This is a genomic window from Streptomyces sp. 8N616 (assembly GCF_052246385.1).
GTDB lineage: Bacteria > Actinomycetota > Actinomycetes > Streptomycetales > Streptomycetaceae > Streptomyces.
Window position 1 is genome coordinate 75820 of the sequence record NZ_JBQQBY010000033.1, and the last position, 21866, is coordinate 97685.

The following is a 21866-nucleotide window of genomic DNA, read 5'->3' on the forward strand; positions in this document are numbered from 1 at the left end:
ACACTGTCGCCGCTCCGGGCATGCTCGTGTGCACGGCGGCGGTGGCCGTGGTGCACGCGCCCGGGTCCGCGCCGCGGGCGTCCATCACCACGGAGTCCACGCCGACGGCGTCCGTGCCGTCGGCATCCGACGCGGCGTCCGGGCCCGCGGAATCTCCGGTGACGGGTGTCAGACGCCTCCTGCAGACTGATGCTCATGGACATCACGATTCGTGCCGCCCGCCCGGAGGAGTTCGACGCCCTCGGGGAGATCACGGCGGAGGCCTACCTGGGGGACGGGCTGCTCGACTTCGGGGCCTCGGACCCGTACCTGGAACAGCTGCGGGATGTCAGGAGCCGGGCTGAGCACACGGAGGTGCTGGTGGCGGCGGACGGGGCGAGCGATGAACTCCTCGGCGGGGTCGCGTTCGTAGCGCCGGGGAGCCCGTATGCGAACGTGGCCGGGCCCGGGGAGGCCGAGTTCCGGATGCTGGCGGTGGCGCCTGCGGCGCGGCGCCGCGGGGCCGCAGAGGGGCTCGTACGGGCGTGCCTGGAGCGGGCGCGGCAGCTGGGCCTCGGGCGTATGGTCCTGTCCAGCCAGCAGCGGATGCTGACGGCCCACCGGCTGTACGAGCGGCTGGGGTTCGTACGGGCTCCGGAGCGCGACTGGGAGCCGATACCCGGGTTCCCGCTGTGGGTGTTCACCGCCGAGCTCGGGACGGCGGCGGAGTAACTCACCCACCGCCTCTACCCCGTTCCCCCGCTGACACAATATGTAGGGGTGCGCACGGACGGCGACACAAGATGTATGCTCGTGCTCGCTGCCACCACAGGGGAATCCGGTGCGAATCCGGAACTGTCCCGCAACGGTGTGGATGTGCGTGTTCGCGCATGTCCCGAGTCCGAGGACCTGCCGGCAGCACCGCCCGGCTCGACCGGACCGGGCGGCGAATCGTCCCGGGTCTCGTGGGTTGGGCCGACGGACGCTGCGCGGTGTGCTGCCGCCCTTTCCCGGGGGTGACGTACGCCCGCACGCGCCCGTGGCGCACCACCCCTCGCGGCCCCAGCCGAGCGAGGGAGAGCCACGTGACCATCGCGCCCGCGGATCCTGCGTCACGCGAGTCCGTATCGGAGCCCGCCACAGCCGCGGTGACCGCACCAGCAGCCGTGGAGGCGGGCGTCGCCGGCGGCCCCGGCGCCGCCCTGCTGCGCACCCTGACCGACCTCACCGCCGACCTGCCCGCGACCGACCCGGGCCGGGTCGCCGCGGCCGCGCTCCGCGGCCGCCACGCGGGCTCCGACGAGGCCGAGTTGCGGGAGCTGGCCACAGAGGCGGCGGCCGGGCTCATCTCCGAGGACCCCGAGTACTCGCGGCTCGCCGCGCGCCTGCTCACCCGCGCCATCGCCGAAGAGGCCGCGAGCCAAGGCGCCGTCTCCTTCTCCGCCTCGGTCGCGACCGGCCACCGGGAGGGCCTGATCGCCGACGCCACGGCCGAGTTCGTCCGCGCCCACGCCGCCCGCCTCGACGCGCTCGTCGAGTCCGCCCTCGCCGGCGGCGCCGACGACCGGTTCGGCTACTTCGGTCTGCGCACCCTCCACAGCCGCTATCTGCTGCGCCACCCCATCACCCGTCAGGTCATCGAGACCCCGCAGCACTTCATGCTCCGTGTGGCCTGCGGACTCGCGGAGGACGGCTCGGAGCGGGCTGTCGGCGAAGTGGCCGCGCTCTACGGGCTGATGAGCCGCCTCGACTACCTCCCCAGCTCCCCCACCCTCTTCAACTCCGGTACCCGCCACCCGCAGATGTCCTCCTGCTATTTGCTGGACTCCCCGCTGGACGAGCTCGACTCGATCTACGAGCGCTACCACCAGATCGCGCGGCTCTCGAAGCACGCGGGCGGCATCGGCCTGCCGTACAGCCGCGTCCGCTCGCGCGGCTCGCTGATCCGCGGCACGAACGGGCACTCCAACGGCATCGTGCCGTTCCTGCGCACCCTCGACGCCTCCGTCGCCGCGGTCAACCAGGGCGGGCGGCGCAAGGGCGCGGCCTGCGTCTACCTCGAGACCTGGCACGCGGACATCGAGGAGTTCCTGGAGCTGCGCGACAACACCGGCGAGGACGCGCGCCGCACCCACAACCTCAACCTCGCGCACTGGATCCCGGACGAGTTCATGCGCAGGGTCGAGGCGGACGGGCCGTGGTCGCTGTTCTCGCCCGCGGACGTACCGGAGCTGGTCGACCTGTGGGGCGCGGAGTTCGACGCCGCGTACCGGAAGGCGGAGGCGGAGGGCCGCTACGTCAAGCAGATCCCGGCCCGCCAGGTCTACGCCCGGATGATGCGCACCCTCGCGCAGACCGGCAACGGCTGGATGACCTTCAAGGACGCCGCGAACCGGACCGCCAACCAGACCGCCGAGCCCGGCAGGGTCGTCCACTCCTCCAACCTCTGCACCGAGATCCTCGAGGTCACGGAGGACGGCGAGACCGCCGTCTGCAACCTCGGCTCGGTCAACCTCGCCGCCCACCTGGGCGAGGACGGCGAGATGGACTGGGAGCGGCTCGACGCCACCGTCCGTACCGCCGTGACCTTCCTCGACCGGGTCGTCGACATCAACTTCTACCCCACGCCGCAGGCCGCGGCCTCCAACGAGCGCTGGCGGCCGGTGGGCCTCGGCGTGATGGGCCTCCAGGACGTCTTCTTCCGGCTGAAGCTGTCCTTCGACTCCCCCGAGGCCGCCCGGCTCTCCACGCAGATCGCCGAGCGCATCATGCTGGCGGCGTACGAGGCGTCGTGCGCCCTCGCCGAGCGGCACGGCCCTCCCCCCGCCTGGTCCGCCACCCGCGCCGCGCGTGGCGTCCTGCACCCCGACCACTACGCCGCGCAGCCGCGCTGGCCCGAGCGGTGGGCCGCGCTGCGCGCCCGTATCGCCCGGACCGGCATGCGCAATGCGCTGCTGCTGGCGATTGCGCCGACGGCGACGATCGCCTCCATTGCGGGCGTGTACGAGTGCATCGAGCCGCAGGTGTCCAACCTCTTCAAGCGCGAGACGCTGTCGGGCGAGTTCCTCCAGGTCAACTCCTACCTGGTGGCGGAGCTCAAGCGGCTCGGCGTGTGGGACGCGCAGACCCGGGAGGCGCTGCGCGAGTCCAACGGCTCGGTGCAGGACTTCACCTGGATTCCGGAGGACGTACGGGCGCTGTACCGGACGGCGTGGGAGATCCCGCAGCGGGCGCTGATCGACATGGGCGCGGCCCGTACGCCGTACCTCGACCAGAGCCAGTCGCTGAACCTCTTCATGGCTTCACCGACCATCGGCAAGCTCAGCTCGATGTACGCGTACGCGTGGAAGAAGGGCCTGAAGACCACGTACTACCTGCGGTCGCGCCCGGCGACGCGGATCGCCCAGTCCGCGCGCGCCGCCACCGCGGCGACGGCCGACACCGCCGCCACCGCGGCGACCGCGGCGACCGCGGCGACCGCGGCGACCATTCCAGTCCAGCAGGCCGCCCCCGACGAGGCGGTCGCCTGCTCCCTTGAGAACCCCGAGTCCTGCGAGGCCTGCCAGTAAATGAGTGCCCACCCGTCACCCGACCACCACCCCTCGAAGACGGCGCTTCGCGCCGACACCTCTACCTCCAAAAACCTTCTCGACCCGGGCTTCGAGCTGACCCTGCGTCCCATGCGCTACCCGGACTTCTACGAGCGCTACCGCGACGCGATCAAGAACACCTGGACCGTGGAGGAGGTTGACCTCCACTCCGACGTGGCCGACCTCGCCAAACTCTCCGCGGGCGAACAGCACATGATCGGCCGCCTGGTCGCCTTCTTCGCGACCGGCGACTCGATCGTCGCCAACAACCTCGTCCTCACCCTCTACAAGCACATCAACTCCCCAGAGGCGCGTCTCTATCTCTCCCGCCAGCTCTTCGAGGAGGCCGTCCACGTCCAGTTCTACTTGACGCTGCTGGACACCTACCTCCCCGACCCCGACGACCGCACGGCCGCCTTCGCCGCGGTCGAGAACATCCCGTCCATCCGCGAGAAGGCGCAGTTCTGCTTCCGGTGGATGGACTCGGTGGAAGAGATCGACCGGCTGCGCACGAAGGAGGACCGGCGCCGCTTCCTGCTCAATCTGATCTGCTTCGCGGCGTGCATCGAGGGCCTGTTCTTCTACGGTGCCTTCGCCTACGTCTACTGGTTCCGCTCGCGCGGTCTGCTGCACGGCCTGGCGACCGGTACGAACTGGGTGTTCCGTGACGAGTCGATGCACATGGAGTTCGCCTTCTCGGTCGTGGACACCGTCCGCCAGGAGGAGCCGGATCTCTTCGACGAGGAGCTGGGCAAGCAGGTCACGGCGATGCTGGAGGAGGCCGTGGAGGCCGAGCTGCAGTTCGCCCGCGACCTGTGCGGGGACGGCCTGCCCGGGATGAACACCGACTCGATGCGCGAGTATCTGCAGTGCGTCGCGGACCAGCGGCTGCGCCGCCTGGGGCTGCCGGCGCGCTACGGCTCGGAGAACCCGTTCTCCTTCATGGAGCTGCAGAACGTCCAGGAGCTGACCAACTTCTTCGAGCGCCGCCCGTCCGCGTACCAGGTGGCGGTCGAGGGCTCGGTCGCCTTCGACGACGACTTCTGAACGACCGACTGCCGCAGGCCCGGTGTCGCGGGTCTGCGGCAGCCCCCAAGCATGGCGCACAGGTAAGGGGGCGGCCTCAAAGGAGGCCGCCCCTTACGCGAGCACGGAGAAGGTCAGTCGTTCGGGACCGTCTCGTAGCGCGGCGTGCCCTCGGCCATCTGCCGGAGCGCGTCCTTCCGGTCCCGCTTCGACAGCCGGTCGATGTAGAGGTAGCCGTTCAGGTGGTCGGTCTCGTGCTGCAGGCAGCGCGCGAAGTAGCCGGTGCCCTCGACCGCGATCGGATTGCCCTGGAGGTCCTGGCCGCGGCAGACCGCGTAGTCGGGGCGGGCCAGCGGGGCATAGGCGGTCGGCACCGACAGGCAGCCCTCGTTGGAGTCGTCCAGCACCCGGAGCTCGGCGGGCAGGTCGTCGATCACCGGGTTGCAGATCGCGCCCACGTGCCGCTCACCGTTGTCGTCCGGGCAGTCGTAGACGAAGACCCGCAGGTCGACGCCGATCTGGTTGGCGGCGAGGCCCACGCCCTCGGCGGCCCGCTGGCTGGCGAACATGTCGTCGACGAGCTGCGCGAGCTTGTCGTCGAACTCGGTCACGTCCTTGCAGCGCCGGTGCAGCACCGGGTTGCCGACGACGGTGATCGGGCGGGCGGTGCCGCGCTCGCGGTGCGCCTTCTCCCGCGCCTCGGCGTCCACCGTGTCGTCGATGAACTCCGAGGATTCCGCCTCGGCATCCGCCACCTGCTGCCCGCTCTCCTGCTGCGCCATCTCCGCCGTACGCCTTCCTCATGCCTGATGCGATGCCCGTGACAGGGCTCCGTACAGGGTACGGCCAGTGGCGACGGCGGCGGGCCAGGTCCTCAAGACCCTCCGGACTCAGCAGACCTCTTCCAGATCGCGCCACGCGCGCGTGTCCGGACTGTCGGCGACCCACCCGTCGAGCAGGCCGCGGACGAGCCCCGAGGGCGCCGCGATCCCGCATTCCCGCTCCGGCACCCACAGGTCGCCCGCCGTCCTGTGCCCCAGCGGCCCCGGGTGGCCGGGCTCACTGTGGTCGTGGGGGTCCAGGTGCTGCTCGCCGTCGCCCTCGTCGCTGGGCATCCGGCTCTCCGAGCACGAGCGGCACAGCAGCCGCACCGAGGACGACCAGTCCTCGGCCGCGAAGCCCGCGTCGGCCGCGAGCTGCTCCAGCGCGTCCCGGTCGGACTCCGCTGCAGCCTCGAGCAGCACCACCCAGGTCGGCACCGGCGAGGGCGCCCACAGCTCGATCTCGTCGAAGACGGGGTACGAAGGGCCCGCCGAGGTGATCCGCTCACCGTGCGGGACGCCGTCGTGCAGCACGACCTCGCCCCAGCGCCGCCCGGACGACGGCAGCGGAATCGACAACACCTCGATCCGCGCGGGATCGAGCCTGCGCCCCCAGACGACCTCGGCCTCGCCCTCGGGCGAGAGGCGCACCGCCGCGCTGCCCAGCTCCATACCGACCGGCTCGGTGGCCGGGGCGCCCTCGCCGGGCACCTTCAGCCCGTACGCCTGCCAGGCGCGGCGGGCCAGCGGCCAGTCCTGGAGGGCGGTCGCGGCGATCCCCACGTTCCACCAGTCAGGCGCGCCCGCCTCGCGGTCGAGGAGCGCGACAGCGCGCAGCCCCGCGGCGCGCGCCTGCTCCCAGTCGTGCCGGAACTTGTGCAGCAGGGCGAGGTTGAACCAGGACTCGGAGAGCCAGGGCTCGAGATCGGCAGCCTGCGTGAGCAGGGCCCCGGCGTCCTCGTACCGGCCGTCGCCGATCAGAGTGAAAGCCCGGTCGGTCGCCTGCCGCCACGAGGCGGAGGGCCGATGCCGTACCTTGCCGAAGATCCTCACGATTCCCGCCTGCCGGTTCGCTCCGTGTCCTTTTGCCGTGTTTGGTGTGCGCCCTGTGTGGGTCAGCCGATGACGGCCAGGACGTGCCCCTCCAGTACGACGTACCCCGCGTCGCCCTCCTTGAGGACAACCTGCCACAGATTGCCCGTCATCTCAGCCTGGATCCCGACGCTCACCACTGCTCCTTGCCGCCCGGGCGAACTCCGAACCCCCTCTCCTCGCATCCAACCATGCCCGTCTCAGCGTCCGCTCATTACCCACGGGTTCTGCGGCTTCAGGGACGGCTGTTACCTGCTGGGTGCCGCTGGTCGAAGCGCCGCTGCGGCACGTACGGCGCTGCTTGCGGGCGGGCTCGCGGCTCGGTTCACGGCCCGCTGCGGGCTGGATGCACGGCCGGCGCTGCGGGCACGGTTGACGGCCGGGCTTCGCCGGTGGATTCCCGCCGGATTCACGACGGCGGGCCGCCACCGCGCGCGAGCACCCGCGCCAGCGCCTCCACGACCCGCGGCTCGTAGTCCCTGGCGGTGCCGAGCCGGAGCCGCTCGAGCGCACAGAGCGGACCGCCGAGGCCCCCGCCGCAGCCCGCGAGGTCGTCGAAGGCGTTGACGGTGCGGACGATCCGGGCCGAGAGCGGCTGCTCCCGGTACGGGTCGGCCTGCCGCTCGACGACCACGGCGACCTCGGCGGGCACCCCGGTCTGCCGTACGACCGCGCCGCCGAGCAGGGCGATCCGGCGCTGCTCCTCGGCGGGCAGCGGCTCGGTGGCGCCCGCCGGAACCGGGTCGACGAGGGAGAGCTGGCCGATGTCGTGCATCAGCGCCGCGTACTCCAGCACGGTCAGGTCGGGCTCCGACAGGCCCAGCTCGCGGCCGACGGCCCGGCTGAGCGCGGCGACCCGGCGGGCGTGACCGGTGGGCGTGTAGCCGGCGATCTCGGTGGCGCGGGCGAGCGAGGCGATGGTCTGGCGGTAGGTGGCCCGTACGGCGGCGTAGCGGCGGAAGGAGAACTGCGTGAGCAGCAGGGGCACGCAGAACACCGGAAGCGCCCAGAGCCCGGCAACGGCCATGGCGAGGGCGATGACCACGCCGGTCGCGCAGATCGCGGACCCGACGCCGAGCAGGGCGCGCAGCTCGTCGCGGAGCAGCGGGCCGTACGGCCAGCCGGTGCGGGCGCGGGCGAGCGCGGCGCCGAGGACGGCGTCGCAGAGGCAGGTGAGGGTGAGGAGCAGGAGCAGCAGGACGGCGTAGTACGGGCCTTGGCCGAGCCACTCGTCCAACGCGCCGGACCCATAGAGGGGTTGGAAGCAGGTGGCCGCGAAGCCGGCCGTCAGCACGCGGCGGGCGAGGTGGTCGAGAATGGGGGCGCGGCCGAAAGCGACGTGCGGGGCGGTGCCGGCCAGGGCGGCGGCGCCGACGACGGTGACGACCTGGGGAACGCCGTGCGTCGCGGGGTGCCCCGCGATCTCCCCGAGCAGCGCGTACGCGAGGGCTCCGGCGGCGGCGAGCGGCGCGGCCTCGCGGCCGTCGGGCCCCCCGCGGACGAGCTCGCCGACGGCGATGAGCACCCCGAAGGCGAGCGCGGTCCCCGGCTCGTCGACGCCGTGCCACAGCGTCCACCCGAAACCGGCGCCCCCCACCCCGGCGGCGACGACCCGCACTCCCACCACGACCCAGGGCACGCGCGCGTGTCCCCGCCGCCCGTGCGGAGCCCGATGCCGCCCATGCGCGTGCGTCGCGTGCCCACCGCTGCCGCCGGGCTCCCACCGGGCCACCGCCCCGCCACCGGCGGCGCCCTCCGCTGCGGCCTCATGCCCCTCTGCCGACCCAGACGTGGCCGCCGCCGCGCCAGGGCCCGGCGCGTCTGCCCCGGCCATGGCGTCCATCGCGGCCCTTGCGTCCATGGGTCCGCTGACACCCGCGTCGGCGGGCCCATGGCCCTTTCCCAGCGGGCCCCCGACCCCCGCCGGTCCAGGGATGCGCCCCTCTGCTCCCGCATCGTCCGCTGCCGAAGGGGACCCGCCAGCCGCCGGTCCGGCGGCACGCGCGCGGGCGCCGGGGATGCCGTCAGTGCCGTCCGCAAGCGGGGCAACCCGCGCGTCCGGCGCACCGGGTGGCCTGCGCGGTGGGCGCTCGGAGGCGGAGCCGCTCGTCATGCGGGACCTCCCCGGTCGGACCGCCCGGCAGCCGAACCGCCGGGAAGCCCCGCGCGCTGCCCCGCCGGGGCATCCGGCTCCGGGCCGGAAGCGGGTATGCCTCCAGGCCCTGCCGAAAGCCGCGCGGGGGACGGGGATCCCGGCCCGCGCGCGCCCGCGTGCCCGAACGCGTGCCCGGCCGGGGGCGTGCCGAGCGCCGGGTCCGGCACGCGCGCGGAGCCGGTGGCCGGTTCCCCCACGGCGGGAGGTGCGTACCCGGCCGGCCCCGGGCGTGGGGCCGCCCCGCGCTCCGGTGGCGGGACGTTTCCGCTGAGGTCGACGGCCTCCGGAGCGTCCGCGGTGACGCCCGGGCGCCAGCCGTGCCGGTCGATCGCGCGGGCCAGCGCCAGCACCATGCGCGGGTCGAACTGCGCCCCCATGCACCGCCGTAGCTCCTCGACGGCCACGGGCACCGGCCGCGCCCGCCGGTACGACCGCGTCGACGTCATCGCGTCGAAGGCGTCGGCGACCGCCACCACGCGCGCACACTCCGGGATCCGCCCGCCCGACAGCCCGTACGGATAGCCGCGCCCGTCCAGCCTCTCGTGGTGGTGCAGGATCGCCGCCCGCGCCTCCCCCAGGAAGCCGATGCCGCGCACCATCTCGTGCCCGTACTCCGGGTGGAGCTCGATGATCCGCCGCTCCTCCGGGGTGAGCGGCCCGTCCTTGCGCAGCAGCCGCGTCGGGACGCCCAGCTTGCCGACGTCGTGCAGGATGCCCGCGAAGCGCAGCACCTCGATCCGGTCGTCGTCCATGCCGAGTTCGCGGGCGATCATGACCGAGGCGCGCCCGACGCGCTCGCTGTGGCCGCGCGTGTAGCGGTCCTTGATGTCGACGGCCTGGACGAGGGCGCGGATGGTGGCCTGGTGCGCTGCACGCTCGCGGTGGTACAGCGCGAAGATCCAGCAGGAGACGTACATCGGCAGCAGCACAAGCAGCGCGGCGACCGGCCCGTACGGACTGCGCCACAGCACCGCCATCATCAGCCCGGCCAGGCCGTGCACGAGGTGCGGCGCGAGCGAGCGCAGCGCCAGTCCGCGCCAGGCGGTACGGGGCGAGCAGCGCTCGGCGGTCACGAGGATCCCGCCGTCGAGGGCGGCGAGGACCAGGCAGAAGGTGACGGCGCCGGCGGCCGCGGGCAGAAGGGCGTATGGGAAGTCGGCGGCGGAGACGGCGTTCCGGCCGCCCTCGGTGAAGCTCCCGCCGCTGAACGCGTGCGCCGCGGCGTACGAGGCGAGCGCGAACCGGGCAGCGTGCCACACCCGCCGCGGCCACGCCGGCTGCTGCTCGACGCGGCCGACGAGGGCGCCGGGCAGAGCCACGAGCGCCGCCGCGGCCGGCGGCAGCAGATAGGCCCCGGCGAGCAGGACGGGGACGAAGGAGCCCATGCCGGTGGGCGCCCGGTGCCCCATGAAGGGGATCCGGGTCAGCTGCTCGCACCCGGCGTACAGCAGGGCGAGCAGAAGGACGGCCCCCCAGGGGGTCCCGGCGCCGGGTCGCAAAGCGGGTCCGGCGCACGCAACGGTGGCGAGCACGGCGCACAGGATGTACGCGCGAGCCCCCGGCGGCACACCTCGCATGGCATGTCCTCCCCCTGCTCGCTGCGCGCTGATCTCTTTATCGACGCACGCGTCAGGAAGGGGAGAATAGGGCCGCGTCCGCGCCGGGGTAGGCCCATCGGCGTATAAAGGGGTCCGACGAGTCCCGATTCGCACCTACGGGTGACATGACAGGAAGAGGGGCCCGGCAGGACTATTGCGCGCCAGGGTCTCTGCGTGCCCTCGGTGAGGGCTGCCGCGGTCAGGCAGACTCGGCCGTGCGCGTGGCTCGCGCGGACACGTCGGCGTCCTGCGCCTGCCGGGCCGCCTGCTGGTCGGCCACCGCCTGCTCCATCACGGTCTGTTCGGGCACGGCCTCACCCGACCTGATGAGCTCGATCCTGCCCATCACCTTGGACCGGAGGTCGGTGGGCACGTCGTCATGGCCGCAGCAGCGCTTCACGAGCTTCTTCACGGCCTGCTCGAGGCCGTACTTCTCGAGGCACGGCGAGCACTCGTCGAAGTGCTCCTTGAACTTGTCGGCCTCGCCTGCGGGCATCTCACGGTCGAGAAACTCGTAGAGGTGGTCGAGGACCTCCGAGCAGTCCGTCTCGTGCGGATCTCCGCAGCTCATGATCCCGCGCCTTTCCGATCGTGCGACTCGGTCGACGCAGCGCCCGCGCCCGCAGGGACCAGCCCGCGTTCCAGGGCGTAGTCCTCGAGCAGACCGCGCAGTTGGCGGCGACCGCGGTGCAGCCGCGACATCACCGTACCGATGGGTGTACCCATGATGTCCGCGATCTCCTTGTACGCAAAGCCCTCAACGTCCGCGAGGTAGACCGCTATCCGGAACTCCTCGGGGATCGCCTGCAGCGCCGCCTTCACGTCCGAGTCGGGCAGGTGGTCGAGCGCCTGCGACTCGGCGGAGCGCAGCCCGGTCGACATGTGCGACTCGGCGCGCGCGAGCTGCCAGTCCTCGATCTCCTCCGTGGCGCTGCGCTGCGGCTCGCGCTGCTTCTTGCGGTAGGAGTTGATGAAGGTGTTCGTCAGGATCCGGTACAGCCACGCCTTCAGGTTGGTGCCCTCGCGGAACTGGTGGAACGAGCCGTACGCCTTGGCGTACGTCTCCTGCACGAGGTCCTCGGCGTCCGCAGGGTTGCGCGTCATGCGCAGCGCGGCGGAGTACATCTGGTCGAGGAAGCCCAGGGCATCCCGCTCGAAGCGCGCGTTGCGCTCGGCGGCCGTCTCATGCGGCTGGCCGTCGTCGGTCCCTGCCTCGGTACCAGTGACCGGACCCACCTCCTCCAACGCGTCCACGGACCCGAAAGCGGATCCGCTCGAATCGGAGGATAGACGACGATCCACTCCGCCCGCCGCTCCTTGGAGGGCAGGCTGCGCCACCGCCATCTGCGACCACACAGCCTGGGCGGCCTGCGGACGGGGCGGGCATTGGATCGAACCCATGCGGGAGACTCCCTCTGCTGTGCCTTGCGGTGCCTACGTACGGACATCCCCCACAACGCCATCGGTCCCCGGCGCATTCCCGACGGTCGGAGCGATCTCGGCGGGCATCAGACGGAGATCGAGTCCAGCCACTCGGCGACGGCATCGGTGATCACTGCGAGGGCCTCCTCCTGCGTGGGGCCCAAGGCCTTGGGGACGGCGAAGCCGTGATCCCCGTACGGCACCTCGACGATCCGGGTGCCTGACGGGAACTCCTCGGGGCGGCCGAAGGGGTCGCGCCCGCCCTGGACGACGAGGATGGGCACGCCTGCGCCGGTCAGCTCGTCGGCGCGGGACTTCTCGGGCCTGCCCGGGGGGTGCAGCGGGAAGGAGAGCGCGAGCACGGCCTGTGCGCCGAGGTCGCGCGCCGTACGGCAGGCGACGCGCGCGCCCGCGCTGCGGCCGCCCGCGACGACCGGGAGCCCCGGCTTCTCCAGGGCGGGCCAGAGCGCGGTCCAGGCCGCGTCGAGGGCCTTGGGGGCGGGGGCGACCTTCTTGCCCGCGACCCGCCAGGGCTGCTCGACGAGCGCGACGGCCACGCCGTGTGCGGGGAGGGTGGCGGCCAGCGCCTGGAGGTCACGGGCCTCGATGCCGCCGCCGGCGCCGTGGCTCATGGCCAGCACGAGCCGCGCCGTTCTGGCGCCCCGGCACCAGGTGATCCGCGCGTCGCCCGCCGGAGTGGAAACAACCTGGGTCTCGATCACGCCACCATCCTGCCGCGCCGAGGCCCGGCCCGCCGCGCGGGCACGCCCGCGTGGGGGCAGGGTCCCGCCCGTCAGGCCTCGGAAGCAGGCGTCGGAAGCGCGCCGAAAAGCAGACCCGCGGGCGTCAGAAGAGCGTGCCCTCCTCCGGGGCCTCGAGTTCCTTCAGCAGCTCCGGGCCGTTGTTACGGACGTTGCTGACGTCCGTCGAGACGGGATATGCCCGCATCATCCCGGCCGGCGGCGGCGCCAGCAGCGAGCGCAGATCGTCCGGATCCGTCCGCGCCGGGTCGAGCCATGCCGCCCACCGGTCCTCCGGCAGGACCAGCGGCATCCGCGGGTGGATCTCCGCGAGCGCCCGCGGCCCGTCCCCGCCTGCCGCCGGCGCCCCGGCCAGCGGCGTCGTCTCCGCCTCCGTCGTGACGACCGTGCAGGTCACCCACCAGGCCCGGGGGTGCTCCCCCGGCAGCGTCCGGTCCCGCCAGAACTCGTACAGGCCCGCCATGGCCATCACCGACCCGTCGGCCGGCGTCACGAAGTACGGCTGCTTCCGCGCCCGCTTCCGCTTCCCCCGCTCCTCGAGGTCGCGCTCGGACTTCCCGGTGACCCACTCGTAGTAGCCGTCGGCGGGCAGCAGGCAGCGCCGCGCGGCGAAGGCCTTGCGGAAGGACGACTTCTCGTGCAGCGACTCGGCCCTGGCATTGATCATCTTCGCCCCGACCTCGGGCGACTTGGCCCAGGACGGAACGAGCCCCCACCGCAGCATGCGCAGCTGACGCACCGGATCCGGGCTCTCCGACTCCCGGTCCGGGCGCTCCAGGACCGCGTACACGTCCTTCGTCGGGGCGACGTTCCAGTCCGGGGCGAGGGTCTCCTCGGGCTCCCATTTCGCCACGTGGAACAGCCCGACCAGATCCTCGGGCCGCCGACTCGCTGAGTATCGACCGCACATGAGTGCAACACTGCCACGACGCCCGTACCGAGCGACACGTCCGCACCCGTACACGTCATGAGGGAGCCGCCCGTCCATGGACAGCACGAGCATCGGCGATCTGTGGGACCGCGTCATAGGGACCCAGCCGGACCCCTCCGTCTGGCTGGTGGCCGTGACAGCGGTCTTCGCGCTCGCGGCCGTCGTGCCGCAGACCGCCTGGCGGCTGAGCCGCAACGCCGTGACGATCGCACACGAGGGCGGCCACGGCCTCGTCGCCCTGCTCAGCGGCCGCCGCCTGGATGGCATACGGCTGCACTCGGACACCTCGGGACTGACCGTCTCGCGCGGCAAGCCCACCGGCATCGGCATGATCCTCACGGCGGCCGCCGGCTACACCGCGCCCCCGCTGCTCGGGCTCGGCGGCGCCTGGCTGCTGGTCGCCGGGCACATCACCCTGCTCCTCTGGGGCGCGATCCTGCTGCTCGTCGCGATGCTGGTGATGATCAGGAACGCGTACGGCGTGCTGACCGTCGTCGTCACCGGCGCCGCCTTCTTCCTCGTCTCCTGGCTGACGGAGCCCGCCATCCAGGCGGCCTTCGCCTACGGCGCGGTGTGGTTCCTGCTCCTCGGCGGAGTGCGGCCGGTCTTCGAGCTGCAGGCCAAGCGCCGCCGCGGAGGGGCGCCGGACTCCGACGCCGACCAGCTCTCGCGGCTCACGAATGTCCCGGCGGCCCTGTGGCTGTTCCTCTTCCACGCCGTCTCGCTGAGCTCTCTCATCGGCGGAGGGCGCTGGCTTCTCGGACTGTGACTCCTCTACCACTGCAGTATTTCGGCGGGGTTTCTCCGCTTTTGATCAAGATCTGTGCCGGGCGTGAACCACTAAAGTGAGGGCCATGACCGGTAACCCCGTGCACTCCGCCCTCTGGCCCGCCCCGCTCGCGTCGGGCCCCGTCGACGCGACCGTCACCGTGCCCGGATCGAAGTCGGTCACCAACCGCGGCCTCGTCCTGGCCGCGCTCTCCTCGGAGCCGGGCTGGCTGCGCCGCCCGCTGCGCTCCCGCGACACCCTCCTCATGGCGGAGGGGCTGCGCGCACTGGGCGTCGGCATCGAGGAGACGGTGTCCAGTACGACGTCGGGCGCGGGCAGCAGCACCGACGGCGGCGAGGCCTGGCGGGTCATCCCCGCCGGACTGCACGGGCCCGCCACCGTCGGCGTCGGCAACGCCGGCACCGTCATGCGCTTCCTGCCGCCCGTCGCCTCCCTGGCCGACGGGCCGGTCCGGTTCGACGGCGACCCCCGCTCGTACGAGCGCCCGCTGCACGGCGTCATCGACGCCCTGCGCGCGCTGGGCGCCCGGATCGACGACGACGGCCGCGGCGCTCTGCCGATGACCGTGTTCGGCGGCGGGGCGCTGGACGGCGGCCCCGTCGAGATCGACGCCTCCTCGTCCTCGCAGTTCGTCAGCGCGCTGCTGCTGTCGGCCCCGCGCTTCAACCAGGGCGTCGAGGTGCGGCACATCGGCAACTCCCTGCCCTCCCTCCCGCACATCCGGATGACCGTGGACATGCTGCGGGTCGCGGGCGCCCAGGTGGACACCCCCGAGGCCGGCGGCGAGCCGAACGTCTGGCGGGTCAAGCCCAGCGCGCTGCTCGGCCGCAACCTGGTCGTCGAGCCCGACCTGTCGAACGCCCAGCCCTTCCTGGCCGCGGCCCTGGTCACCGGCGGCCGGGTCACCATCCCCGACTGGCCGGAGCGCACGACTCAGCCCGGTGACGCGCTGCGCGCGATCTTCACCGAAATGGGCGGTTCGTGTGAACTCACCGACGCGGGCCTGACGTTCACCGGCAGCGGCCGCATCCGCGGCATCGACGTCGACCTCGGCGACGTGGGCGAGCTGACCCCGGGCATCGCGGCGGTCGCGGCGCTGGCCGAGTCCGAGTCCGTGCTGCGTGGCGTGGCGCACCTGCGGCTGCACGAGACCGACCGGCTGGCCGCGCTGACCAAGGAGATCAACGAGCTGGGCGGGGACGTCACCGAGACCGCGGACGGGCTGCGCATCCGGCCGCGCCCGCTGCACGGCGGGATCTTCCACACGTACGACGACCACCGGCTGGCCACAGCTGCCGCGGTGATCGGTCTCGCGGTCGAGGGCGTCGAGGTGGAGAACGTCGCCACGACCGCGAAGACCCTGCCGGACTTCCCCGACCTCTGGGCCGCGATGCTCGGCGAGCCGTCCGGGCAGATTCCCGTGCGGAGAGCCTGAGAGCGGCCCCGCAATGCGCCGCTATGGCAAGCACACCGACGAGGACGACGTCAGGGTCCGGCCAGGACGCAGGGGCAGCAGGCCGCGTACGAGCATCCGGCCCAAGCACGAGGACGCCGCCGAGGGCTTCGTCCTGACCGTCGACCGCGGCCGGCTGACCTGCCTCGTCGAAGGCCGCACGATCACCGCGATGAAAGCCCGCGAGCTGGGCCGCAAGGCGGTGGTGGTCGGTGACCGCGTCGGCATCGTCGGTGATCTGTCCGGCGGCAAGGACACCCTCGCCCGGGTCGTCCGGGTCGAGGAGCGGTCGTCGGTGCTGCGGCGGACGGCGGACGACGACGACCCGTACGAACGGGTGGTCGTCGCCAATGCCGACCAGCTCGCCATCGTCACCGCCCTCGCCGACCCGCCGCCCCGGCCCCGCATGATCGACCGCTGTCTGGTCGCCGCCTATGACGCGGGCCTCGAGCCGCTGCTCGTACTCACCAAGTCGGACCTCGCCCCGGCCCGGCCGCTGTTGGAGACCTACGAGCCGCTGGGCGTGCCGTTTGTGGTGACCAGCCGGGAGGAGCTGGCCGACGGCGCCGCCGCGGAGCTGGTGCGGGACCGGCTGACCGACCGGGTCACCGCCTTCGTCGGGCACTCTGGCGTCGGCAAGACGACGCTGGTCAACGCCCTGGTCCCGGACCGCCAGCGGGTCACAGCCGTGGTCAATCCGGTCACCGGGCGCGGCCGCCACACCACGACCTCGGCCCTCGCGCTCCCGCTGCCCGACGGGGACGGCTGGGTCATCGACACCCCGGGCGTGCGGTCGTTCGGGCTGAACCACATCGACCCCTCGCGGGTCATCCACGCCTTCCCGGACCTCGAGCCGGGCACCGAGGGCTGCCCGCGCGCGTGCAGCCACGACGAGAAGGACTGCGCGCTGGACCAGTGGGTCGCCGACGGGCACGCGGAGCCGGCCCGGCTCTACTCGCTGCGGCGGCTCCTCGCGACGCGTGAGCGGCGCGAGGGAGACTGATCTCCTGACGTTTGCCCGCCGTTCCGGATGGTAAGGGCATAATCGCGCCAAGGCAGACAAGGGCACCAGGCGGTCGCTGCAGACGGGGAGGCACATCGGATGGCGTGGCTGCTGGTGATCGTCGCCGGGCTGCTGGAGGTCGGTTTCGCGGTGGGCCTCAAGCTCTCGCACGGCTTCACGCGCCTGTGGCCCACGGTCGCGTTCTGCGCCTTCGCGCTCGGCAGCTTCGGACTCCTGACCCTCGCCCTGAAGAGGCTGGAAGTGGGTCCTGCGTATGCGGTGTGGACGGGCATCGGCGCCGCCGGAACGGCGCTCTACGGCATGATCTTCCTCGGCGACGTCGTCTCCACGCTGAAGATCATCTCGGTCACGCTGGTGATCATGGGCGTCATCGGCCTGCAGCTGTCAGGCGGCGTTCACTGACCTCGCACCAGCACGGCCTGCCGGATCTCGGCGGCCACTGACGCGCCGCCGGGGGTACACGGGGCACCGGGAGCACCGGGAGCACCGGGGACAACGCCCCGCACGAGCACGGCGGGATCATCCGCCCCCGCGGGCACGACGACGTACGACAGCGCCAGCCGCACGGCGACCTCGCACGCGCGGGCCAGCCGTTCCGCCTCCTCCTGCGGACGCTCCCGCTCCAGCACCGCCAGGGCGCGGTCACGGACCTGGCGCAGCAGTTCGCCGGGCGAGGGCAGCGCGGCGTCGGCCCGCCGCTGCGCCGGCACGTACGAAGGCGACGGCCCCGCAACCCGTACGGGTACGGGCAGCCGCTCACTCCAGAAACCGGTCAGCACGGCTCTCAGCAACGGACTCCGCCGGGCGCTGCGCACGGTCCAGTCCGCCACGGCGGCCAGCCGCCCGCTGGGATCCGCACCGCCGTCCGCGTCCGCGCCGTGGCTCGCCGCGCCCGCGCCGGTGGACAAGGCGCCGTCGACGCCGGCGAGATACGCGTCGGCCTCACGCCGGACCAGGGCTCTGGCCAGCCCGTCCTTGCTGCCGAACTCGTTGTAGAGCGTCTGTCTGGACACCCCGGCGGCCGCCGCGACGTCGACCATCCGCACTCCGGACCACGGCCGGCCCGCGAGTGCCGCGAACGCGGCGTCCAGCAGGGATTCACGCGCAGTAGGCACCATCGCCTCCCCGGCCATGCGGCTCACATGACCTGCACTGCGCAAAAAGGATTGACGCGCCACATGGGGGTGTCAATAGCTCTGACGGAGCACGACCACACCCGTACGGACATCCCATGTGTTAGGTCCGAACCTAGCTGGATACTGTTCGCTCATGCCCGACTATCACGATGATCTGCGTCTGGCCCATGTGCTGGCCGACGCCGCGGACGCCGCGACCATGGACCGGTTCAAGGCGCTCGACCTCAAGGTCGAGACCAAACCGGACCTGACGCCGGTGAGTGAGGCCGACAAGGCCGCTGAGGAGTTGATCCGCTCCTCGCTCTCTCGCGCGCGACCGCGCGACGCGGTACTGGGCGAGGAGTACGGCAGCGAGGGCGCGGGCCCCCGCCGCTGGATCATCGATCCGATCGACGGCACCAAGAACTACGTCCGCGGGGTCCCCGTGTGGGCCACGCTGATCTCGCTGATGGTGCCGGGTGGTGGCGGGTACCAGCCGGTCGTCGGCGTGGTGTCGGCGCCCGCCCTGGGGCGGCGATGGTGGGCCGCGCAGGGGGCGGGCGCGTACACCGGCCGCAGCCTCTCCTCCGCGACCCGGCTGCGGGTCTCCAAGGTCAGCAAGATCGAGGACGCGTCGTTCGCGTACTCGTCGCTGACCGGCTGGGAGGAGCAGGGCCGGCTGGACGGGTTCCTGGATCTGACCCGCGCCTGCTGGCGGACCCGCGGCTACGGCGACTTCTGGCCCTACATGATGGTCGCCGAGGGTTCGGTGGACATCTGCGCGGAACCGGAGCTGTCCCTGTGGGACATGGCGGCGAACGCCGTCATCGTGCAGGAGGCGGGCGGCGAGTTCACCGACCTGGACGGCGTACGCGGTCCAGGCGGCGCGAACGCTGCGGCGTCCAACGGCCTGCTGCACAACGAGCTGCTGGGGTATCTCAACCAGCGGTACTGAGCCTTACGAGCCTCCGCACGCCCTCTTGTTGGCCTCCCGTGCGCATGTGAACATGAGAGTCCCCCAGCTTGTGAACTTGTGAATCCCTTCACGTGGAGATGTGCCACGTGGCTGCGGCACGCCTGGTGCGGCACGCGGATTCACGGCTCACCTGGATCACGAGAGAGGTGGCTCCATTCCATGCTCGTCCGTGACGCCATGAGCACGGTGGTCCTCACCATCGGGCCGACGCACACGCTCCGCCAGGCGGCCCGCCTGATGTCCGCGCGGCGGGTCGGCGCGGCGGTCGTCCTCGACACCGACACCAGCGGCCTCGGCATCCTCACCGAGCGCGACATCCTCAACTCCGTGGGCGCGGGCCAGGACCCCGACCGGGAGACCGCCCATGCCCACACCACGACCGACGTCGTCTTCGCCGCCCCGGAGTGGACCCTGGAGGAGGCCGCGGCAGCCATGACGCGCGGCGCATTCCGCCATCTGATAGTCCTCGACGACCGCGAACCGGTCGGGGTCGTCTCGGTCCGCGACATCATCCGCTGCTGGGTCCCGGCCCGGCCGCAGCCGTCCGTACTGGCGGGCTGAGCGCAGCACGAGGGGCCGGACCCCCGACCGGGATCCGGCCCCTCGTCACTCGCCACGACAAGCGTCCGTCAGCCGCGCAGGGCCTGGACCGCGGCCTCGAGCCGCTTGCCGTAGTCCTCGTCCGCCTTGCGGAAGTTGGCGATGGCCCGCTCGGCGATGTCGTCGCGCGAGACCTTGGCGATGAAGCCGGCGAGGTTGTCGATCAGACGCTGCTTCTCGTCCTCGGACATCAGGCGGTAGAGGTTCCCCGCCTGGACGAAGTCGTCGTCCTCGGCGTGCGAGGGCGCCTCGTGGTCACCGGTCCGGCCGGAGACGTCGACCGGCTGCCACAGCGGCCTGCCGGTCTGGGCCGGGCCGCCGAAGCTGTTCGGCTCGTAGTTCTTGGCGCCCGCGTGGCGGCCGTCGTACAGGAGGCCGTCACGCCCGTACGTACGGGCCTCGGTGGCGTGCGGCCGGTTGACCGGGAGGTGGTCGGCGTTGATCCCGACGCGGTAGCGGTGCGCGTCGCCGTACGCGAACAGGCGGCCCTGCAGCATCTTGTCCGGGGACGGGCCGATGCCCGGCACGAAGTGGACCGGCGAGAAGATCGACTGCTCGACCTCGGCGAAGATGTTCTGAGGGTTGCGGTTGAGCTCCAGCTTGCCGATCTCGATCGGCGGGTAGTCCTCGTGCGGCCAGACCTTGGTCAGGTCGAAGGGGTTGAAGCGGTAGTCGGCCGCCTCGGCCGCGGGCATGATCTGCACCTGCACGGTCCAGCTCGGGAACTCGCCGCGCTCGATGGCCTCGCGCAGGTCGCGCTGGTGGCTGTCCGGGTCCTCGCCCGCGAGCTTCGCCGCCTCCTCGGAGGTCAGGTTCTTGATGCCCTGGTCGGTCTTGAAGTGGTACTTGACCCAGAAGACCTCGCCCGCCTCGTTGTTCCACTGGAACGTGTGCGAGCCGTAGCCGTTCAGGTGGCGGTACGAAGCCGGGATGCCGCGGTCACCGAACAGCCAGGTCACCTGGTGGGTCGACTCGGGCGAGAGACCCCAGAAGTCCCAGACGTTGTCCGCCTCCTGGGAGCCGGTGTACGGGTCGCGCTTCTGGGTGTGGATGAAGTCCGGGAACTTGATGGCGTCCTTGATGAAGAACACCGGGGTGTTGTTGCCAACGAGGTCGTAGTTGCCGTCCTCGGTGTAGAACTTCAGCGCGAAGCCGCGCGGGTCGCGCACCGCGTCCGCCGAGCCCAGGTTGCCCGCGACCGTGGAGAAGCGCAGGAAGACCTCGGTCTGCTTGCCGACCTCGGAGAGGAACTTCGCGCGGGTGTACTTGGTCACATCGGCGGTGACCGTGAACGTGCCGTACGCACCGGCACCGCGCGCGTGCACGATCCGCTCCGGGATGCGCTCGCGGTTGAAGTGCGCGAGCTTCTCCAGCAGGTGCTGGTCCTGGACCAGGACCGGGCCGCCGACGCCTGCGGTCTCGCTGTTCTGGTTGTCCGCGACCGGAGCACCGGACTCCGTCGTCAGCGGGCCTGTCGTCTCAGCCTGCACCGTCACGTGCGCCTCCTGCGTATCGTCTGTCCCTTGGCTAATACCGAAACCGATCCTACATTGGACTTAGTCCAAGTCAAGAAATGACCGAAGACCGTACCCGTTCGTGGCACGGGTTCCCCACTGTTAGGCTGAATGTCATGAGTGACCTGCTGGAACGCCTTCGTGAACGCGGCTGGCGGCTCACCGCGCAGCGGCGGGTCGTGGCCGAGGTTCTCGATGGGAACCACGTCCACCTGACCGCCGACGAGGTCCATGCGCGCGCCGCCGAGCGCCTGCCCGAGATCTCGCGCGCGACTGTGTACAACACGCTGGGTGAGCTGGTCTCACTCGGCGAAGTGATCGAGGTCAGCACGGACCGCCGCGCCATGCGGTACGACCCGAACGCGCACCAGCCGCACCACCACCTGGTGTGCGCGAAGTGCGGCACGGTCCGCGACGTCCACCCCGGCGGCAACCCGCTCGCAGACCTGCCCGACGAGGAGCGCTTCGGCTTCACCGTCTCGGACGTCGAGGTCACCTACCGCGGGCTCTGCCCGAACTGCGCCTCCGGCTGAGCGGCAGCACGACCCGCACAGCCCGCACGTCACCTTCTGCGCAACCCCTCAGCGACCTGACGGACCCTTCAGATCGCGTGCAGGCGTGGCATCCGCACCAGAACCCGTACCCGGCGGAGATGCGCGCCCGGGCGCTCGACCGTCCTTCGGGCGCGGGGCCCCGTGCGGTGGGGCGCCATGGCCCGTTGGTGCCACCGCTGGTGCCAGCCACACCCCACATGCCGAAGGCCCGGATCCTCAAGGATCCGGGCCTTCGCTCTCGTAGCGGGGACAGGATTTGAACCTGCGACCTCTGGGTTATGAGCCCAGCGAGCTACCGAGCTGCTCCACCCCGCGTCGGTAGTGACAACTGTAGCCGCACGCGATCGACCAGCGCAAATCGTTCAGGAGGCGCCCTCCGCCTCCGAACGGGACAAGCCCCTCGGCGGCGCCGCTACGCCGGAATACGGCTTCACGCCGACTGCGGTCGGGGCGGTGCGCACCCAC

The 21866-nt window shown here is 72.0% G+C and carries 19 protein-coding genes, 1 tRNA gene, 1 pseudogene and 1 riboswitch; of the genes and pseudogenes, 10 read left to right on the forward strand and 11 right to left on the reverse strand.

Translation table 11 applies throughout. From position 1 onward, the window contains the following. The first annotated feature begins 195 nt into the window (after positions 1-195). The 3 genes from ACTWQC_RS26815 to ACTWQC_RS26825 all read left to right on the forward strand — a co-directional run bounded on the left by ACTWQC_RS26815 (position 196) and on the right by ACTWQC_RS26825 (position 4616). The gene (locus tag ACTWQC_RS26815) at positions 196-711 is read left to right on the forward strand and encodes a GNAT family N-acetyltransferase (RefSeq protein WP_443318371.1); all 516 of its coding nucleotides are present in this window, start codon (positions 196-198) and stop codon (positions 709-711) included. Between the two features lie 68 nt (positions 712-779). Next, positions 780-910: riboswitch (cobalamin riboswitch) on the forward strand. A gap of 154 nt (positions 911-1064) precedes the next feature. After that, positions 1065-3548 carry a ribonucleoside-diphosphate reductase subunit alpha gene (locus tag ACTWQC_RS26820; RefSeq protein ID WP_443318372.1) on the forward strand — a complete coding sequence of 828 codons (2484 nt, stop codon included), beginning with the start codon at positions 1065-1067 and terminating at the stop codon, positions 3546-3548. Continuing rightward, positions 3549-4616, forward strand: coding sequence for a ribonucleotide-diphosphate reductase subunit beta (locus ACTWQC_RS26825; protein WP_443318373.1), 1068 nt, complete (start codon positions 3549-3551; stop codon positions 4614-4616). It abuts the gene before it with no gap. Positions 4617-4729: 113 nt separating this feature from the next. On the opposite strand, the gene def is transcribed toward ACTWQC_RS26825, so the two are convergent. From def to ACTWQC_RS26865, 8 genes and pseudogenes are all read right to left on the reverse strand, one after another. Next, entirely contained in the window at positions 4730-5377 is a 648-nt protein-coding gene (gene def, locus ACTWQC_RS26830; RefSeq protein WP_443318374.1) for a peptide deformylase, read from the reverse strand. A 108-nt stretch (positions 5378-5485) separates the two neighbouring features. Further along, the gene (locus ACTWQC_RS26835; protein ID WP_443318375.1) at positions 5486-6469 is read right to left on the reverse strand and encodes a tetratricopeptide repeat protein; all 984 of its coding nucleotides are present in this window, start codon (positions 6467-6469) and stop codon (positions 5486-5488) included. A gap of 448 nt (positions 6470-6917) precedes the next feature. Further along, positions 6918-8147: an HD domain-containing protein gene (locus ACTWQC_RS26840; RefSeq protein ID WP_443318376.1), complete on the reverse strand. Its 1230-nt coding sequence runs from the start codon at positions 8145-8147 to the stop codon at positions 6918-6920. 698 nt (positions 8148-8845) lie between these two features. Further along, positions 8846-10240 (reverse strand): annotated as a pseudogene (locus ACTWQC_RS26845) (HD-GYP domain-containing protein); the annotation flags it as partial. Between the two features lie 220 nt (positions 10241-10460). Continuing rightward, the gene (gene rsrA, locus ACTWQC_RS26850; RefSeq protein ID WP_443318377.1) at positions 10461-10832 is read right to left on the reverse strand and encodes a mycothiol system anti-sigma-R factor; all 372 of its coding nucleotides are present in this window, start codon (positions 10830-10832) and stop codon (positions 10461-10463) included. Then, positions 10829-11497 (reverse strand): sigma-70 family RNA polymerase sigma factor, encoded by a 669-nt coding sequence (locus ACTWQC_RS26855; RefSeq protein ID WP_443318392.1) that lies wholly within the window; start codon positions 11495-11497, stop codon positions 10829-10831. Before ACTWQC_RS26855 ends, rsrA begins: the two co-directional genes overlap by 4 nt. Positions 11498-11769: 272 nt before the next feature. Then, the gene (locus ACTWQC_RS26860; protein ID WP_443318393.1) at positions 11770-12402 is read right to left on the reverse strand and encodes an alpha/beta hydrolase family protein; all 633 of its coding nucleotides are present in this window, start codon (positions 12400-12402) and stop codon (positions 11770-11772) included. Positions 12403-12529: 127 nt separating this feature from the next. Continuing rightward, positions 12530-13354, reverse strand: coding sequence for an SOS response-associated peptidase (locus ACTWQC_RS26865; RefSeq protein ID WP_443318378.1), 825 nt, complete (start codon positions 13352-13354; stop codon positions 12530-12532). 76 nt (positions 13355-13430) lie between these two features. Here ACTWQC_RS26865 and ACTWQC_RS26870 point away from each other — a divergent pair, with 76 nt between their 5' ends. From ACTWQC_RS26870 to ACTWQC_RS26885, 4 genes are all read left to right on the forward strand, one after another. After that, positions 13431-14144, forward strand: a complete 714-nt coding sequence (locus ACTWQC_RS26870) for a M50 family metallopeptidase (protein WP_443318379.1) — start codon at positions 13431-13433, stop codon at positions 14142-14144. A gap of 85 nt (positions 14145-14229) precedes the next feature. Continuing rightward, positions 14230-15600, forward strand: coding sequence for a 3-phosphoshikimate 1-carboxyvinyltransferase (gene aroA / locus ACTWQC_RS26875; protein WP_443318380.1), 1371 nt, complete (start codon positions 14230-14232; stop codon positions 15598-15600). Positions 15601-15613: 13 nt separating this feature from the next. Further along, positions 15614-16621, forward strand: coding sequence for a ribosome small subunit-dependent GTPase A (gene rsgA, locus ACTWQC_RS26880; protein WP_443318381.1), 1008 nt, complete (start codon positions 15614-15616; stop codon positions 16619-16621). A 99-nt stretch (positions 16622-16720) separates the two neighbouring features. Then, on the forward strand, positions 16721-17044 hold the full coding sequence (locus ACTWQC_RS26885; RefSeq protein WP_443318382.1) for a DMT family transporter: 324 nt from the start codon (positions 16721-16723) through the stop codon (positions 17042-17044). Here ACTWQC_RS26885 and ACTWQC_RS26890 read toward each other — a convergent pair. Further along, a complete protein-coding gene (locus ACTWQC_RS26890) occupies positions 17038-17760 on the reverse strand; it encodes a TetR/AcrR family transcriptional regulator (protein ID WP_443318383.1) in 723 nt (240 codons plus the stop codon). The genes ACTWQC_RS26885 and ACTWQC_RS26890 overlap by 7 nt on opposite strands. A gap of 151 nt (positions 17761-17911) precedes the next feature. Here ACTWQC_RS26890 and hisN point away from each other — a divergent pair, with 151 nt between their 5' ends. Then, positions 17912-18712 carry a histidinol-phosphatase gene (gene hisN, locus ACTWQC_RS26895; protein ID WP_443318384.1) on the forward strand — a complete coding sequence of 267 codons (801 nt, stop codon included), beginning with the start codon at positions 17912-17914 and terminating at the stop codon, positions 18710-18712. Positions 18713-18892: 180 nt separating this feature from the next. Then, positions 18893-19294 (forward strand): CBS domain-containing protein, encoded by a 402-nt coding sequence (locus ACTWQC_RS26900; RefSeq protein ID WP_443318385.1) that lies wholly within the window; start codon positions 18893-18895, stop codon positions 19292-19294. Positions 19295-19362: 68 nt separating this feature from the next. On the opposite strand, the gene ACTWQC_RS26905 is transcribed toward ACTWQC_RS26900, so the two are convergent. Further along, on the reverse strand, positions 19363-20829 hold the full coding sequence (locus tag ACTWQC_RS26905; protein ID WP_443318386.1) for a catalase: 1467 nt from the start codon (positions 20827-20829) through the stop codon (positions 19363-19365). A 134-nt stretch (positions 20830-20963) separates the two neighbouring features. On the opposite strand from ACTWQC_RS26905, the gene ACTWQC_RS26910 reads away from it, so the two are divergent. Further along, positions 20964-21380, forward strand: coding sequence for a Fur family transcriptional regulator (locus tag ACTWQC_RS26910; RefSeq protein ID WP_443318387.1), 417 nt, complete (start codon positions 20964-20966; stop codon positions 21378-21380). Between the two features lie 262 nt (positions 21381-21642). Here ACTWQC_RS26910 and ACTWQC_RS26915 read toward each other — a convergent pair. Further along, positions 21643-21716, reverse strand: a tRNA-Met gene (locus tag ACTWQC_RS26915). Between the last annotated feature and the right edge of the window lie 150 nt (positions 21717-21866).

What these genes read in the sequence shown, in the direction of transcription:
- ACTWQC_RS26815 (WP_443318371.1), top strand. Translation starts at nt 196, where the DNA reads ATGGACATCACGATTCGTGCCGCCCGCCCGGAGGAGTTCGACGCCCTC.
- ACTWQC_RS26825 (WP_443318373.1), top strand. Translation starts at nt 3,549, where the DNA reads ATGAGTGCCCACCCGTCACCCGACCACCACCCCTCGAAGACGGCGCTT.
- def (WP_443318374.1), bottom strand. Translation starts at nt 5,377, where the DNA reads ATGGCGCAGCAGGAGAGCGGGCAGCAGGTGGCGGATGCCGAGGCGGAA.
- rsrA (WP_443318377.1), bottom strand. Translation starts at nt 10,832, where the DNA reads ATGAGCTGCGGAGATCCGCACGAGACGGACTGCTCGGAGGTCCTCGAC.
- ACTWQC_RS26865 (WP_443318378.1), bottom strand. Translation starts at nt 13,354, where the DNA reads ATGTGCGGTCGATACTCAGCGAGTCGGCGGCCCGAGGATCTGGTCGGG.
- ACTWQC_RS26870 (WP_443318379.1), top strand. Translation starts at nt 13,431, where the DNA reads ATGGACAGCACGAGCATCGGCGATCTGTGGGACCGCGTCATAGGGACC.
- aroA (WP_443318380.1), top strand. Translation starts at nt 14,230, where the DNA reads ATGACCGGTAACCCCGTGCACTCCGCCCTCTGGCCCGCCCCGCTCGCG.
- rsgA (WP_443318381.1), top strand. Translation starts at nt 15,614, where the DNA reads ATGCGCCGCTATGGCAAGCACACCGACGAGGACGACGTCAGGGTCCGG.
- ACTWQC_RS26885 (WP_443318382.1), top strand. Translation starts at nt 16,721, where the DNA reads ATGGCGTGGCTGCTGGTGATCGTCGCCGGGCTGCTGGAGGTCGGTTTC.
- ACTWQC_RS26890 (WP_443318383.1), bottom strand. Translation starts at nt 17,760, where the DNA reads ATGGTGCCTACTGCGCGTGAATCCCTGCTGGACGCCGCGTTCGCGGCA.
- hisN (WP_443318384.1), top strand. Translation starts at nt 17,912, where the DNA reads ATGCCCGACTATCACGATGATCTGCGTCTGGCCCATGTGCTGGCCGAC.
- ACTWQC_RS26900 (WP_443318385.1), top strand. Translation starts at nt 18,893, where the DNA reads ATGCTCGTCCGTGACGCCATGAGCACGGTGGTCCTCACCATCGGGCCG.
- ACTWQC_RS26910 (WP_443318387.1), top strand. Translation starts at nt 20,964, where the DNA reads ATGAGTGACCTGCTGGAACGCCTTCGTGAACGCGGCTGGCGGCTCACC.